Genomic DNA, 15,480 nt, shown 5'->3' on the forward strand with positions numbered 1-15,480 from the left:
GTTCGGAGATTTTAGCAAGTGTTCTAATTTTTTAGGTGGAGCGTTCAAGTCTTGATTTTTTGTTTCTTTTTGTATCAAGACAAAAGAAAAAGAGAAAAATTCAATGAGCGGATCATCTTGTAGAAAACAAAAAAAACCACAACTTTATAGGCTGTGGTTTTAGTTATATTCTATATTGGCACGGATTGTAAATCCACGCTATCGGGAACGGATTGCACCCGAGGCTTCAGCCGAACTGACGAAGTAAATCCGCGCCATCGGGATACCTATTTATCTATTGCCCGATGCAACATGCACTTCTACATGGTTGTTAGGTGTATTGGCTGTTTTAATGAAAATCAGATCCGGACGGTTGTTTACAGTGAAATTCTGCATTAGCCATGTGCCACCCTCTTGGCATTTAAAAGCTGTCGGACATTCCATAGTGCGGGTTTTATATTGCGATGCACTCGATGCGATATGTACTTCTACAGCGCCCGATGGTGTATTCTTGGTTTTGATAAAGGCCAAATCAGCAGCATCTTGGTGATTTGCAATAGTCCATATGCCGTTTTGCTCGCAATCGAAGGTAGTAACCGTCTGCAAAATCATCTTTTGATAATTTGAAATCCCCGATGCAATATGTACTTCTACTTTATTTGATTCCGTATTTCTTGTTTTGATGTAGATAAGATCCGGATGAGGACTGGCTCGGTCATAATTTGCCATAGCCCATACGCCGTCATTCTCGCAATCGAAACAAGTGGCTGTTTGTAAAATCTTTGATTGGTATCCGGAATGTTCGGAGGCAATATGTACTTCTACTTTTTTTGATGCCGTATTACTCGTTTTAATAAATACGAGATCGGAAGAAACAGTATTGAAATTGAAAATGCTTTTTTGGTAATTTGTTACTAACCATGTGCCGTTGGTCTCATTTTTAAAGGCGGTAGCAGTTTCCAAAGAGCGGTTCTGATAGTCCGATGGATATCTCGGGGATATGTGCATTTCTACATTGCCTGAAGGTGTATTGGCCGTTTTGATAAAAATAAGATTAGGGTTTCCACTGTAGATGGTGCCGCCATATCCGGAAGGCTTCGACATCGTCCATGTGCCATCTGTTTCATTTTTAAAAGTGGTAGGTTGTTGGAAAATGATTTCGTGATATGGATCGAAGTTGCTGCCTATTAGTTTACGGATAAGGTTGGGTTCTGATTCAGGGAAATCCATAGGAATGATACCATAAGCTTGCTTGCCGGGGTTATTGATGAAGTAATCGTTTAACCAATAGTTTGTTCCTTTATAATTAGAATTATAACCCGTTGCCAAAGTGGCGGGAAATACCCCACCTGTACCACTTGTGAAGTTTACATATAATCTGTCGGGACCATAATCACCTCTTTTTGCTTCTTCAAGGCGGGGTAAAACATAATTTTTGTACTTATGGTCCAATTGACCCAATACGTAACTTTGATATTCATCCTGAATTCTCATTTTTACAGCATGGTCACTATTTTTAGTGCTGTTTTGTGGCCAGTCACTATAAGCATCTATGCCGACAGCGTGAGGTTTTGGGTTAACATAAAATCTCCGAAACAAAACTAGTTTATTTCGTATGTCTTTAAGGGTAACGTCTTCATCTTTAGTGCACCATCTGTGGTCGCCTTCAATCTTCGGCCATAAAATGTTATAAAGGGTTTCGTTTGTTTCCTTATTTTCATCTTTAACAGACATGATAATACTTTCAGATGGATTACGATCTAAAAAAGAGATGCAATCGCGAATCATTTCGTCCCATGTGAACTTTAAGTCAACAGTATTATGATAGATATTAAGTCCTTTTAGCCGGATATCCAGAAAGCGGATTCCTTTGTTGAGTTGTTCTGTAATACTCATGGTCTGACATATTGCAGCATCACTCAGCCCTAGAGTGCCATAAGTGTTTATTCCTCCCTTGTTGTAAATGCGATAGGTACAACTGTCATGTGTGCCGGGAATAGTTAGTTGTGAAAGTTTTTTGCTGTCATCAAGATAGCTCATCCAGTTTTCTGTAAAGTTTGCCATAGTGTTTTTCAGTTTTTTAGTTTTTAAATTGGTTTAAAAATAATAGGGAGGTAGAAAATACATATGCGTAGAATTACTTGAATTTGGAGCTTAGGAAATTATAAGTTATGAATTATGATAGGTAGTAACAAAGACAAAACGCCCATCAAAGCACCCCAACGACCTAAAACGCGGAACCGTTAAGAAAAATTAGAACACTTGCGTTAAGAAATATCCGCTGTCTGATCTCGTTGTGTGCAACGAGAGAGTTCGGAGATTTTAGCAAGTGTTCTAATTTTTTAGGTGGAGCATTGCAGTCTTGAAATCGAAGATTCACGAAATCCCTAGGCTAAATAACACTTGAGTATTTTTTGTTTCTTTTAACTCATAAAGTTTTATTTGGTTTTGGTATTGCTTCGCCAGTTCGCTAACGCTCGGGTCGTTGAATCTTCGATTTGTGTCAAGACAAAAGAAAAGAAGAAAATAGATGGCACGGATTGCACCCGAGGCTTCAGCCGAACTGACGAAGTAAATCCGCGCTATCGGGTTTATGAATTATGAATTATGATAGGTAGTAACAAAGACAAAACCCCCATCAAAGCACCCCCGACCTAAAACGCGGAACCGTTAAGAAAAATTAGAACACTTGCGTTAAGAAATATCCGCTGTCTGATCTCGTTGTGTGCAACGAGAGAGTTCGGAGATTTTAGCAAGTGTTCTAATTTTTTAGGTGGAGCATTACAGTCTTGACTTTTTGTTTCTTTTGTGTCAAGACAAAAGAAAAGAAAACCAAAAGGGAAAGTTTAGAACTAAACTTTCCCTTTTTTATATCTCTTGTCTCTAAAAAGAATTAATCAATTAGTAACTTCCCATTAAAAATCTTCGTCTCACTTTCAATCCTGTAAAAATAAAGACCTTTAGCAACAACCTTGTCCAGTGAGATTTCATTGGTGGTCATCTGTTTTTTCACTACCAGTTTGCCGTTTAGATCGTATAACGTAAAGGTGAAATTAGTATCGATGCCTTTCACGTTTAACAATTGTCCCTGGATATAAGGATTCGGGTATACCATGAAGGCGGTGTGTGGGGTGACTTCTTCTACGCCCAGTGTCACGTTGCTTCCTATAAACCATTGTAGTGATTGGTTTAGGCCGGAGCCCGGGAATCGGATGGTGTTGGTGTTTAGGGAAGTGGCGGTGGCGTCTTGTGTCCAGCCTGGTTGCAAATGCCCGTTGCTGTTGCGTTTGTATATACTGAAGTTTCCAGGGGTAAAGGAGGAAACATTCGTGCTGGTCTGTAAATCTACTGTGGTTAACCCGGTAAACGTTAAATTAGTACCGTAGTTGTTTAAGATCCAGTATTCGTTGGCTACGGCATTGGTTGCGGGAGCCTCATTAGGAAGTACATTTAATTTGGAAACCACCACTTTGCCGTTAGGGGTAGAGGAGGAGAAATTCAAACTCGCATTAGCCCCTGAAAAGTTGTACGTTCCTGCTGCGGCAACCGTCAGTAACTGGCTGGTACCCACACCAACCGGAGCGGTAGAGGCAGGGAAGGTAATAGAACTTGAAATGGTTAAATCGTTCCCGTTTTTTTTATCATAAAGCAAGCCAAAATTCTGGGTATTGTTAAACTGGTAATACGCAATCAGATTAGGGTCCGTGCTGCTTGTTTTGATTAAGTGGCGGCTCAGGTAGATTTCATCATCCGTAAGGGCTCTGTTCCATAAGGTGAACTCTTCCATTTGTCCTTTATAGGTTCTGCTGCTGGAATTGTAATCTTTACCCAAGATAATCTGATTCAGGGTTATAGGCGTAAAAGTACCGTTGTACGTATACTTTTTATCATTTAAGAATATAGTAACCTGTGTAGGTGTAAATCGGATAGCCACAAAATTCCATTCGTCTGCATTGGCAAATAAGCCTGTATTTACCCAATAATAACTGTCATCTAAGTGAAACTGCAATTGATTATTGGATTTAAAACCTAAAAGATTTTTGGTGTCCGAACCCATACAGATAATCCCGGCCCAATCCGGTTGTATACCATTGGGCTTCACCCAGCCCGTAAAAGTTACATTTGGAGAGCTTCCGTAATTTAAAACATCAGAAGCTATGGATTGACTTGTGGTACTCATTTCCAATACTTGCTTGGATTCCGATTCGATGGCACAAACAGAAGGCAATACTTCAATCATATTGGTCACTGTTTTGGAGCTGGAATTGCTGTTCCCGTCTGTTACGGTCAGCGAAACGTTGTATAAGCCCGGTGTTGCATAAGTAACCAACGGATTTCTTACTGAGGTTGAGGAAACCGACGTAGCGCCCGGGAAGCTCCAGTTCCAGGTGGCCCCGGTATGGTTTAACACAGAAAAATCATCAAACTGCACCTGTGTTCGGTGGCAGTCAATGGTTTTATAGGCCACCATAGGCTGTGCCACCGGAAGGCTGTTTTCAAATAAGGCTGTTTTCCAGAACCCTCTTGTCCCACTGATGCGTAACTCCCCATTTTTATAGAACGGTAATACGCCTATAAAACGGTTGTTTATTGGTAAGCCCTGATTAAACACCTGCCAGTCGGCGTGCGTTGCGTTTCTGTAATAAACATTGGTATTCCCCGCCATGATGATGTACACACCGTCATTGGTACCCATTTGGGCTACCATGCCGTCAATACCTTGTGAGGAAATTGTTGCTGTAGTTAAATTTGTCCAGGTATTGCCTAAATCCGTTGATTTGTAAACCTTGTTTGAACCAGAACCATAAGCAATAAACAAGGTGTTATTTTCATTAAGCGTGATATATAGCTCAACCTGAGTGGCAGGTAACGTTAATTGTGTCCAGTTGGCACCACCATCCTGAGAACGCCATAATCTGGAAACACCACTTTCGCGTTGCGCTACATAAATAAGATTAGGATCTTGTCTTGAGATTTCAATACCCGTTACAATATTGGTGGTGGTTGTTCCGAAAGCACGCAGTAGGGTAAAGGAATTACCACCGTCTGTACTTTTCCAGAGCTTGTTTTCGTTGCCCAGGTACATGTGGTTAAAATATCTTGGATCGTACTCCACTTCACTTTTAGTATCGGTGTAGTATGCTTCATTTGGGAACAATGAAAAATTGGGTATGGAAGTATTAAGTGTGGTAAAGTTGGAGGCTATTTTTCGGGCACTGATATCCGAATGGTACACCTTGAAATTGTTTCCTAAATTCACATAACCCGTTGCAGATTCTCCACCGCCTAAGGAAATGAATTTTCCGTTTCCGTAGTTGGCATGGTACACGCCGTTTCCGTTATGGTAACGGCCACAGGTAACCACATCTTCATTCCATCCTTGTCCGAAGCCCCAATTGTCGGCGGCATTGATACCTTTATTGATGGCTCTGACAATACTCAGATTGGCATCATACAAATCGATACCGCCGTCCGTTGCCACGAACACATCATTTCCGGTGATTAAAATATCCTGATGATCGGGATGACGGTAGTAGTTAGTTGAGGTGTCACTGTCATCATAACCGCCCCATCTGGAATAGGTTGTGCCGCCGTTCTCGCTTTTAAATAGATTCAGCATCCCTACTAAAAACTTGTTTGGGTCCGTATCGGAAACATCAATTGCTAAATTGTAAAACCCTTGATCGTAATCACCTCCATTTATACCAAAACAAGAAAAACACCAATTAGTAGCAGCACTATACGGCCCTCCGGGATTATTATTTGGAGTGCCGTCATTGTTTTGATCGTAAGGTAATGTCCAGTTTTCCCCTGCATTGTCGCTTCGGTATACACCGATAAAATTTACGTCCGTTGCATAATCGTCAACATTACCTAACATTACCACATAAATCCTGTTCGGATCTGCGTTGGTAACTCCCATTCGGGCACCTCCGATAGAACTAGTCGCCGTGGGTACAAACCAGCCGTTGCTTCTTAAAGTAAAAGTCGTTCCTCCGTCTGTTGATTTATAGAACTCTGTTAGCTTTAACGTAGGATTCTGCTTTAAAAGGAACACCGTTTGCGGGTCATCGGTTTTAAATTTCACATCCCGGCAAATATCGGTAAACACCTGTGTCCAGCTTGTGCCTCCGTTAATGGATTTATACAAACCTTTGTTCCCCGCAGCAAAAATGATCTGATTGTTATTGGGGTTGATGGCAAATTCATAAATGTTGAGGTTGGAAACATTTAGTACCTGAGCCCAGTTTGCGCCTCCGTCTGTAGACCTGTAAATACGGTGCGACGAACCCACAAACATGTTGTTGGGATTGGTAGGGTCTATTTCCACACTATTGGTGCCGTCATTAAAGAAATTATCGCCTACCGGAAACCAGTTTTCCCCTTTGTCAGTAGATTTAAAAACGGCTCCGGTTTCGGTTCCGCAAAGCATTATTAACGGATTTGTTACCGACTGCGCTATGGAATATACGTTTACTTGTTCCGATCGTGTTTCGGTTCCGCCATTGCCAAAAGTTTCAAAAGGCCCTATAGATGTCCAGTTGGCCGGTTGTCTTGCCTGAGCCCCCCTTTGCGAACGCTCATTTACAGGGCTTGACAATCCGGTGTCTTTAACTTCAACAGCACCATTTTCAGTATACCAGTAATTCTGATGCACCGTTTTTACAAAGTGCTTGTAGTTTTGCGTATGTAATGTTTTTACAAATTTATTTGCTTTGTAATAAGCAATATAGGCCTTTTCTATCTCGAAAAGATTCGGATCGGCACTATACATTTTATGCACCCAATCCGGAGCATTTTCCTCTACCGGGATAAGTGCTTTAAATAAAAGCGGGTACTTTGGTTTGGGTTCGTAGCTTTTAAATCCCTGTGCATGTGCGACACTAAATGAGAAAAATAAAAGCAAAAGTTGTACTGCTAGCTTCATAGTATGTAATATTTACTTGTTGTTCTGTAGCAATTGGGGGTTGTAAATTTATAAAAATTTTAACAGATAATATTTTTTTAACATTAAGTTTTTGGATTTGACAAAGAAGAAGAAAATATTGTGCATATTTCAAAGCTATACAGGCGGGTTGTGAATTATAAGTTATAAGTTATGAGTTATGAGTAGGGGATGGTGTTTACAAAAACCAAAACGTCCATCAAAGCACCCCAACGACCTAGAACGCGTAACCGTTAAGAAAAATAAAGCCAACTCCGTTAAGAATTATTTTCTGTTTGATCTCGTTGTGTGCAACGAGAGAGTTAAAATAATTTAGGAGTTGCTTTAATTTTTTAGGTGTAGGGTTCCAGTCTTGATTTTTTGTTTCTTTTGTATCAAGACAAAAGAAAAAGAAAGCATCAATGAACAAATCATCTTCCATCAAGACAAAAGAAAAAGATAATAAATCCTTACTCCATGCTAAAGCCATGCTAAAGCCATGGATACTCCATGGATACTCCATGGTAACCCCATGCTAAAGCCATGTAAAAAGCGCAGCTTTTATAAAAAAGTAAAAGGGAAAGTTTAAAACTAAACTTTCCCTTTTTCTAATCTCTTATCTATGTTCTAATCTCTAAAAGCGATACACAAACGCATTAATATTCATTCCCGCACCAACCGAAGCAAACAAAACCACATCGCCTTTGTTCAGTTCCTGGTTTTCAATCTCACCTTTCAGGATTAAATCGTATAAAGTAGGAATCGTAGCCACACTGCTGTTGCCCAGTTTTTTGATGTTCATCGGCATTACGTTTTCAGGAGGCGTAAGCTTGTAGAGTTTGAAAAAACGCTGTACAATTGCTTCGTCCATTTTTTCATTGGCCTGATGGATCAGGATCTTTTTTACTTCCGAAATCGGTATGCCGCTTCTGTCTAAACAGGACTTCATGGCTAACGGAACTTGGCTTAGCGCGAATTCGTATATTTTTCGTCCGTGCATTTTTAAGTAACGTACGTCCGGATTATGGTCTTGGTTATAGGATTTTCCGAAGAATAAAAAGTTGGCTTCTTCGTAAGTAAAAGAAGCAGTTTCATGGGCAAGGATGCCATCATCGCCTTCCACTTCTTCCAAAACCGTTGCACCGGCACCATCCGAATAAATCATGCTGTCGCGGTCGTGCATGTCCACCACGCGGGAAAGTGTTTCGGCACCGATTACCAGACATTTTTTAGCCATTCCGGCTTTAATAAAAGCCTGTGCCTGAATCATACCTTCAATCCAGCCCGGGCAACCAAACATAACATCGTAGGCAACGCATCTTGGGTTTTTGATCTTCAGTTTGTTTTTCACTCGGGACGCCACACTGGGTACCGTATCACTTTGAATCGCCCCGTGTCGCACATCGCCGAAGTTATGGGCCACAATAATATAATCCAGTGTTTCCTGATCGATTTGCGCATTTTCTATGGCTTTTTCAGCGGCAAAAAACGCAATGTCCGAGGTGTTTATGTTGTTTTCGACATAACGGCGCTCTTCAATTCCGGTAATGTCCAGGAATTTTTCGGCAATCACATCGTTGGGAATGGCAAAGGTAGAGCCGTCCTCGTTTAGAAATTGATGGCGTGCGAAATCAGTATTCGTAACAATTTGTGTTGGGATGTAACTTCCGGATCCCGTTATTTTAATGCTCATTGTCTCTTTATTATTGTAAACTTCCTTTAAAAGTTCTTAAAGATATAACATTAATTTAAAAAGGGATTCAAAATTAATTCGAATCCCTTTTAAATGTTAAATAAGAAGCTTTTACTATTTGATGTTCAGTTTCTCCAAGTGTAAGCTGATTTCTTTTAGTTTTTTGTTGTACTCTAAAAGCAATACGTTTCCAACTTTGGCAGGAAGTACTCTATAATCTTTAGTTTCACTCTGTAAGTAGATTTTATCTTCTGAAAGTTGACCTTCATCGTAGATGATCGTTTTGAAAGCATTCTTGTTCTTTTCACCTTTTAATCTTTCATAGTCGATGAAACAAGCGTAGAAACGATCGTTTGCTTTGTCGATCTGCGTGTACTCGTAGTCAAAAGCACCGTAAGCTTTTAAAGCGTGTGCGTTTAACTGAGGGCTACCGAAATCCGTTAAGCTTGGCGCACTTGATTTTCCTTTTTCAAACTCTTTGATTTGCGTAAGTTTAAAGTTAGAATCAAATTTGAAAACTACCGAATTGGTAATCGTGATTTTAGTAACTGAATTTCCGCCTACTTGTCCGCCCAGTGCTCCTAAAGCACTTAAGGCAATACCACCGGCACTTGCTGTTCTTTTGTAAAACTCACCAATCGCGTAGTACTCGTTAGTGTTAGTTTTTACGATATTGTGGAAGTAAACATATCCTTTGTCGTCAATAAAACTTTTTTCAACTTTAGTAAGTTTGGCAACATCTTCTTTCCAGCTGGTGAAGTTTTCCGCAACTGTTTTTCCTGTAAAATCAACCACTTCCGTGAAAATACCTAAACTTTTGTCGCTTATGATGTTGTCGCCGTCTTTAAAATATTCTCCCATCAATACCACATTGTTGTTGGCATCAATGAAAGCGTTGTTGATCAGTCTTGGCTTGCTTTTTCTAGAGAATTCTCTCTCGAATAATAATTTACCGTTGGTAACATCAAGAATTTTTACTCGGTACGTCATTTTTCTTGACATCAAACTTGGTTTTGCCCCTTCGATTGCCACAACGATTTTGTCGTTTACTTCGATAGGGTTGATGGTTAAGATTTCTTTTGAATCTTCCGGAGAATCGAACGACCATGCTTTTCCACCGTCTGTAGGATAATATTTTAAGGAATATCCGATTTTCTTGTTGTCCTCAAATTTGTTGAATAAGAAACCTTTACCGTCAACAGGGAACAAAACGTTGAAGTCTCCTGTTTGTTCCATCATCTGAAGGTATCTGATTTCTTTGTTTTCAAGAGGGATTTTTACAGTTTCCTTTTGGTTGGCCTGTTTGTCGAAAGTCAACAAATTGATTTCTTTTTCTTTATAGTTAGCCATGGCGAACATCATTGCCTGGTTGTTGAAGCTACTTTTCATTAAGAAAGTGTGCTTGTTGTCAACATAAGATTTTTTAGCGACCTCATTCAGGTTTTTGTCCAAAATCTGAATAGCGAATTCGCGATCCCCTTTTTTTAATTTGTCTACGATGTAATAAAAATAATACCCGTCCACATCTTTGTTTTTGTCAAGGATGGCGCCTGAGTTTCTTAGGACGAAAGTGTTTACTCCGTCAATCTTGCTGGTTTGCGCATAGCCGCTCAGGGTAAGAGCCGTTAGGAGAATTAATAGAATTTTGTTTCTCATTTTTAATTATTTAGTATTAAGGGTTTTAAAAAAGTCTGCAATGGATTTGAATTCTTCGTCGCCCAGCATAAGGCTTTCGTGTTTTGTGCAAAAACTGTGGCCAATTTTCCGGGTTGTTTTTACCTCCAAGTTGTGCAGGAAGGTTCGAACTTCATTCAGCTGTTTTTCATCTGAAAAAGTACTCACAGGGCTCACGAACTTGCCAAAGGTATGGCCGTTTTTCAGCTGATAGGTTTTCTTTAATAAGAGCGCCATGATCTTGCAGTAACTCTTCTCGTCAATTTGGTTTTTATTGCGAAGCACCAAGGTTTGATAGAGTGCCAGGTCAAGGCTTAAATCGTCAAGAAAGATGCTGATGCTGTTTTCTGAGGCAATTTTTTTAATGCGTTCCAGTTCAGAAGCCGGTTTTGGTGTGCCACCCTGCGTCTTTAGTAATTTCTGAAGCGCTTCCACACGCACAGGAATATCCGGGTGTGTTTTTAAAGAATCTTTAGACAGCGCATAGTCATCTGATTTTTCCTTTAAATCAAAAAGCGTTTCATCTTTGGTCAGCCAGGCTTCCTTGAACGGATAGCTGTCAAAATTGAAATGTTCCTTCAGTTTGGTTTCTTCATTAAAAACCATGTCGTCAACAAAATCTAATTTTTTCAGCGCCGTAACACTCGATTGTTTGTTGAATTTGGTTTTGCTGAAAATGGCCAGTCCTAAGGAGTCGGCTTGTGTTTCCGCTTTTCGGCTTCTTTTCAGGAAATTATAACTGAGTTCTTTAACAAGGGTTGAATAGGCTTTTCGTCTACCGTATTCCTGGTTCTTTACCTTGTTCAGCTTGGATTTAGTGTCTTTTGAATTAAGGGTCTGAATATACGACAGCAAACTTTTGTCGTTATGCTCCAGTACATAATGAGCTACTTCATGGGAAAGAATAAACGCCAATTCGTCGTCGTTTTCCACAAGGTTGAACAGACCAAGGTTAATGGTGAACATGCCGTTTCCATAGCAGGCCGCATTAGGGATCGGTGATTTGTTTACCAGGAAATAAAAGTTTTTAAAATCGATGTTCGGATTGGCAACACTGATTTCTTTGACAATACCTTTTAAGTAGTTCGAAATGTCTTTATCAAAAATATAGGTACTGTCACCTAAGGTTTTAATGAACTCATTCTTTCGGTCGGTAATGATTTCTTTGATTTCCTTTTTGTTTTTATCCCCTAATTTGACGATTTTTTTTTCGGAAATACTATTGATGTATTTCACTAAAGAATCTTTGTTTGAGGGGGTATATTTAAATGTTTTGCCTTGCGGAAAGCAAAGCAAAACATTTAATAAAAGGAATAGTAGGGCTAAGTTTTTCTGCATGCTTAGCTCTCCATGTATGCTTCAATCGGTGCACAAGAACAAACAAGGTTTCTGTCCCCATACGCATCGTCCACACGACGTACGGAAGGCCAGAATTTGTTGTCTGCAATGTACTCAAGCGGGTAGGCCGCTTTCTCTCTTGAATATGGGAAGTCCCAACGCTCAGCAGTTAACATCGCTAAAGTGTGAGGTGCATTTTTCAATGGGTTGTTGGTGTCATCCGCCGTAGCATTAGTGATTTCTTTTCGGATGGAAATCATCGCCTCACAGAAACGGTCTAACTCCGCTAAATCTTCTGATTCGGTAGGCTCAACCATTAACGTACCCGCAACCGGGAACGATACAGTTGGTGCGTGGAAACCGTAATCCATCAAACGTTTAGCGATATCGCCAACTTCGATGCCGTTTTGTTTGAATTCACGACAATCCAAGATCATTTCGTGAGCCGCACGTCCCATTTCCCCTGAATATAAAATCGGATAATGTTCTTCTAAACGTGCTTTCATATAGTTAGCATTCAAGATGGCATGCTCAGTAGCGGAACGTAAACCTTCAGCACCCAACATAGTAATATAACCGTATGAAATCAAACATACCAAAGCAGAACCATAAGGTGCAGCCGAGATAGCCGAGATAGCGTCTTTACCACCTGTAGCCACAACCGGGTTGGTAGGTAAGAAGTCCACTAGTTTCTCGTTTACACAAATTGGTCCAACACCTGGTCCACCACCACCGTGAGGGATCGCGAAGGTTTTGTGTAAGTTTAAGTGACAAACATCAGCACCGATAGTAGCAGGATTTGTTAATCCTACCTGTGCGTTCATGTTAGCACCGTCCATATATACCAATCCGCCGTTATCGTGGATTAATTTAGTGATTTCAATGATCGAAGATTCGTAAACCCCGTGAGTAGAAGGGTAAGTCACCATCAAACAAGACAAGTCGTCTTTGTGTTCGATTGCTCTTGCTCTTAAATCTTCTACGTCGATGTTTCCTTCCGGAGTGGTTTTGGTAACGATGATTTTCATACCCGCCATCGCTGCAGAAGCCGGGTTGGTTCCGTGTGCTGATGAAGGAATCAAACAAACGTTTCTGTGTCCTTCGCCTCTTGAGATGTGGTAAGCGCGAATTGCCATCAATCCTGCGTATTCTCCCTGAGCACCGGAGTTAGGTTGTAACGAAGTACCTTTGAAACCGGTTACTACGTTCAACTGTTGCTCTAATTTTTTAAGCATAGTCATATAGCCCTGTGCCTGATCTGCCGGAGCAAACGGGTGAATGCTGTTCCAGTTTGGCATTGATAACGGTAACATTTCTGCAGCCGCGTTCAATTTCATGGTACAAGAACCTAACGAAATCATGGAGTGGTTCAATGATAAGTCTTTACGCTCTAATTTTTTGATATAACGCATCAATTGGCTTTCCGAATGGTGGTTGTTGAAGACCTCGTGCTGTAAGAACGATGAGGTACGCTCCAAGGCTTCCATTCTGCCTGACGGCATTAATATTTTTCCTGATGGTAATAAGATTTTTACCGGAGTGAATGTTGCACCTGTTGCTTCTGAGAAGATCGCCAAAATCTGGTTGATGTCTGCAATGGAAGTTGTCTCGTTGAAAGAGATAGAAACGCTTTCGCTGTTCGGGTAGAAGAAGTTCACTTCGTTTTTCTCAGCAATCGCTCTTACTTTGGCAGCATCCGCTTTTACTAAGATCGTGTCAAAGAAAGCCGAGTTCATTTGGCTGATGCCCATTTCGGCTAAGGATTGCGCTGTAGTAGCTGCCGAAGCATGTACTTTATCAGCAATATATTTCAAACCTTGTGGTCCGTGGTAAACCGCATACATACCTGCCATAACCGCTAACAATACCTGAGCGGTACAGATGTTTGAAGTTGCCTTTTCACGTTTGATGTGCTGCTCTCGAGTACCTAATGCCATACGTAAAGCACGGTTTCCGTTTACATCGATAGAAACACCAATAATTCTGCCCGGCATCGAACGTTTGTATTCTTCTTTAGTAGCAAAGTAACCGGCGTGAGGTCCTCCAAATCCCATTGGAATACCGAAACGTTGTGTAGTTCCCACTACCACATCGGCACCCATTTCACCCGGTGATTTTAATTTCACAAGGGATAGGATATCTGCAGCAACGGCTACTTTGATTTCTTTTGATTTTGCTTCGTTGATGAAACCGGCATAATCGAAAACCTGTCCGTATTTACCAGGATATTGTAACATCGCTCCGAAGAAGTCTTCTGAGAAATCAAACGCTTCGTGGTTTCCTACAACTAATTCAATATTTAATGGGGTCGATCGGGTTTGTAAAATCGATAATGTTTGTGGTAAAATTTCTTCCGAAACGAAGAATTTACTAACGTTATTTTTCTTTTGGTCACGCGTTCTTACGTCAAAAAGTAACGTCATTGCTTCAGCAGCAGCAGTACCTTCGTCAAGTAATGAAGCGTTAGCGATTTCCATTCCTGTTAATTCAATAACCATAGTCTGGAAATTTAACAAAGCTTCTAAACGACCTTGTGCAATCTCCGCCTGATATGGCGTATAAGCTGTGTACCAGCCCGGGTTTTCGAAAATGTTTCTCTGGATAGCCGGAGGAACAATCGCTGGGTGGTATCCTAAACCGATGTATGATTTGAATACTTTATTTTTAGCGCCCAACTGCGTAATGTGAGTAGCGTACTCATATTCCGTCATCGCCGGGTCTAATTCGATATCTTGTTTTAAACGGATTCCGTCAGGGAATGTTTCGTAAAGTAATTGTGTCATGTCCTTCACGCCAATGGTTTTGAACATGTGTTGTAAATCCGATTCTCTCGGGCCAATGTGTCTTAAAGCAAATGCATCTGTTCTCATCAGTTTTCTCTACTGTTTGTTTAAGTGTTTGGGGCAGAACCTCAAACAAGTTTAAGTTGTGTTTAAAAAGCGAACAAAAATAATTATTAATCTGCTAATAATCTTGTTTTTTAACGGCAATTTTTGGAAGAATTTTTAACCAAAAAAGGAGGTTGTTAACATATTGTGTACTTTTGTAAGGATGCAACTACTCAAACGCATATTCGACTTTTACCTGCACGGAAGCATCCACGTGGCGCTGGCGGTTTATGCCCTGGTGCGCATGACGTTTCATTTCTTTCATATTGCGTATGATGCGCCAATGGCTTTGTTCGCTTTTTTCGGAACCATTGTAGGGTACAATTTCGTGAAATACGACGAATTGGTACGCGCCAAAAAACTCAAAATGACTACCGAACGAAAAGCAATTGTTGCCCTGAGTTGCGTTTCGTTTTTAGGAGCCTTGTATTGTTTTCTTCAGTTGCAGCCCCAAACGCTGATCGTTTCCATAGCTTTTATGGGGTTGACGATGTTGTACACTTTGCCTGTTTTTCCGAAGATCGGCAACGCCAGAAATTGGGCCGGTGTGAAGATTTACATCGTAGCCTTCTGTTGGGCGGGCATCACCCTTTTTCTGCCGATTATCAATGCGGATTTACCGCTTTCTCAGGATGTGTGGCTGAAGTTCTGTCAGCGTTTTTTACTGGTCATTATTTTAATTCTGATATTTGAAATCATCGATTTAAAACACGACGATGCCTTGCTGCAAACCGTTCCGCAGAAATTGGGTGTCCAAAAGACTAAACTGCTCAATCTTTTCCTTCTGATTCCGTTCTACTGCCTGGAGTTTTTAAAGTCTGATTTTCAGATTATTCAGTTGTGGATCAATCTGGTACTGATAGTTGTAATCGCTTTGTTTACACTTTTTGCCAGCCCGAAGCGCTCGGAATACTACACGTATTTCTGGGTGGAAAGTATACCGGTTTTCTGGTGGTTGATGGTGGTTTTCTGGGGGTAGGATT

At 40.7% G+C, this 15,480-nt stretch carries 7 protein-coding genes; 1 reads left to right on the forward strand and 6 read right to left on the reverse strand.

Annotation, left to right across the window (positions count from 1 at the left end; genetic code table 11):
• Window positions 1-270: 270 nt before the first annotated feature.
• The 6 genes from ACWPKD_RS10055 to gcvP form a co-directional block, all read right to left on the reverse strand.
• Window positions 271-2,043 (reverse strand): phosphatidylinositol-specific phospholipase C, encoded by a 1,773-nt coding sequence (locus ACWPKD_RS10055; protein ID WP_455412561.1) that lies wholly within the window; start codon window positions 2,041-2,043, stop codon window positions 271-273.
• Between the two features lie 829 nt (window positions 2,044-2,872).
• Window positions 2,873-6,907, reverse strand: coding sequence for a LamG-like jellyroll fold domain-containing protein (locus tag ACWPKD_RS10060; protein WP_455412562.1), 4,035 nt, complete (start codon window positions 6,905-6,907; stop codon window positions 2,873-2,875).
• 631 nt (window positions 6,908-7,538) lie between these two features.
• Complete coding sequence (locus ACWPKD_RS10065; protein WP_455412563.1) at window positions 7,539-8,597, reverse strand: 3-oxoacyl-ACP synthase III family protein; 1,059 nt, start codon at window positions 8,595-8,597, stop codon at window positions 7,539-7,541.
• A 114-nt stretch (window positions 8,598-8,711) separates the two neighbouring features.
• A complete protein-coding gene (locus ACWPKD_RS10070; protein ID WP_455412564.1) occupies window positions 8,712-10,253 on the reverse strand; it encodes a DUF6770 family protein in 1,542 nt (513 codons plus the stop codon).
• A gap of 6 nt (window positions 10,254-10,259) precedes the next feature.
• A complete protein-coding gene (locus tag ACWPKD_RS10075) occupies window positions 10,260-11,507 on the reverse strand; it encodes a M48 family metalloprotease (RefSeq protein WP_455412565.1) in 1,248 nt (415 codons plus the stop codon).
• A gap of 104 nt (window positions 11,508-11,611) precedes the next feature.
• Window positions 11,612-14,479: an aminomethyl-transferring glycine dehydrogenase gene (gcvP, locus tag ACWPKD_RS10080; RefSeq protein ID WP_455412566.1), complete on the reverse strand. Its 2,868-nt coding sequence runs from the start codon at window positions 14,477-14,479 to the stop codon at window positions 11,612-11,614.
• A gap of 181 nt (window positions 14,480-14,660) precedes the next feature.
• Between gcvP and ACWPKD_RS10085 the strand changes: the two genes are divergently transcribed.
• Window positions 14,661-15,476 carry a hypothetical protein gene (locus ACWPKD_RS10085; protein WP_455412567.1) on the forward strand — a complete coding sequence of 272 codons (816 nt, stop codon included), beginning with the start codon at window positions 14,661-14,663 and terminating at the stop codon, window positions 15,474-15,476.
• The last annotated feature ends 4 nt before the right edge of the window (window positions 15,477-15,480 follow it).

It is taken from the genome of Flavobacterium pedocola (assembly GCF_053764385.1).